The 1,258-nt window shown below is 52.0% G+C and carries 1 protein-coding gene; it reads right to left on the reverse strand.

The genetic code is table 11. From position 1 onward, the window contains the following. Positions 1-51: 51 nt before the first annotated feature. Positions 52-1,176 carry an IS481 family transposase gene (locus NTD89_RS10195; protein ID WP_262207404.1) on the reverse strand — a complete coding sequence of 375 codons (1,125 nt, stop codon included), beginning with the start codon at positions 1,174-1,176 and terminating at the stop codon, positions 52-54. Between the last annotated feature and the right edge of the window lie 82 nt (positions 1,177-1,258).

Genomic DNA, 1,258 nt, shown 5'->3' on the forward strand with positions numbered 1-1,258 from the left:
TGTACGGACCGGACACATGGTGGACACATGTGCGGGGACATGGTTGACACATTATGAACCATAGTCAGGTTTGCTCATGTCGATCGTTCGTAGGAAGTGGTGGCAGAAGTAGACGTCAAAGAGCCCGTCACTTTCAGGGTTGGGTCGAACTGCGATGTGCTGCCCAACCAGCCCCTTGGCGATGCTGAAATAACGTTTCTGAAAGCGAAATCGGCTGTGATAAACCTTGGCCAGCACATCATCCGGCCCATATTCAAATTCCGATAGCTGCTGCGGATAAGCCCAAGGGCTTGCTCGGTACCGGTCCATAGGCACCTTGTAATCCAGTGCTTGGTGAGGGCGTTTTAAGTTATAGACCTCACGCCATTGATCAAACGCTGTTTGAGCATCCTTGATCGTAGAGAATTGACGCCCATCAAGCACCTCCGCTTTGAGTGAACGATGAAAACGTTCAATCTTTCCATTGGTTTGAGGGTGGTAAGGACGACTGAAGCTGATCCTGATCCCCAAGCGAATCAACCAGATACTTAGTTCTGTGATTTCCCCAGGGTTGCGTGGCGAGCCCCATGGTGGTCCATTGTCAACGTTGATGCGAGCCGGTAACCCAAAGCGCTGAAATACCTCGATCATCTTTTCCTTCACCGTGATTCCACGCTCGTTATCACAAGCTTGAATCGCCAAATTGAATCGTGAGTGATCGTCCAACAACGTCAGGGGATGGCATCGGCCTTCTTGTGTCGGGAAGTGCCCTTTGAAATCCATCTGCCAAAGATCGTTAGGTGCATCGTGTTCAAATCTCAGCTTTGCTTCTTGTTCCTTCTGAACAAGCTGAATCAGCCCGCATCGGTGCAAAACATTGGTGACAGTGCTAGGAGCAATCTGCTTTTTCAAAAGGCTGCTGATTGTGCGTCCGCCCCAAGCGGGATGTGCTTGCCTAAGCGCTATGACCTGCGCCTCCAAAGCTGGCGCGGTTAGCTTTGGGCTAGTCGCAGGTTTTCGGGATTTCTCTTGCAGCCCGGACTGCCCATGCATTTCATAGCGTTTCAACCACTTATAGGCCGTTTGCGGGCTGATGCCGAACCGTCGACACAGCTCTCGTTTATTGCTGCCGGGTTGCCGTGCTAAGGCAATGAACTCTTCTTTCAGGCTCATGGTATCTCTCGTGTCCCAGGGCATGATGGCTTTCCGGCGAAGTTGGCTCGCCAAAAGTGTCCACCATGTCCCCGCACACCCGTCAACCATGTGTCCGGTCCGTACA

It is taken from the genome of Pseudomonas sp. 14P_5.3_Bac1 (assembly GCF_025466135.1).
Taxonomy (GTDB): Bacteria; Pseudomonadota; Gammaproteobacteria; order Pseudomonadales; family Pseudomonadaceae; genus Aquipseudomonas.

What these genes read in the sequence shown, in the direction of transcription:
- NTD89_RS10195 (WP_262207404.1), bottom strand. Translation starts at nt 1,176, where the DNA reads ATGCCCTGGGACACGAGAGATACCATGAGCCTGAAAGAAGAGTTCATT.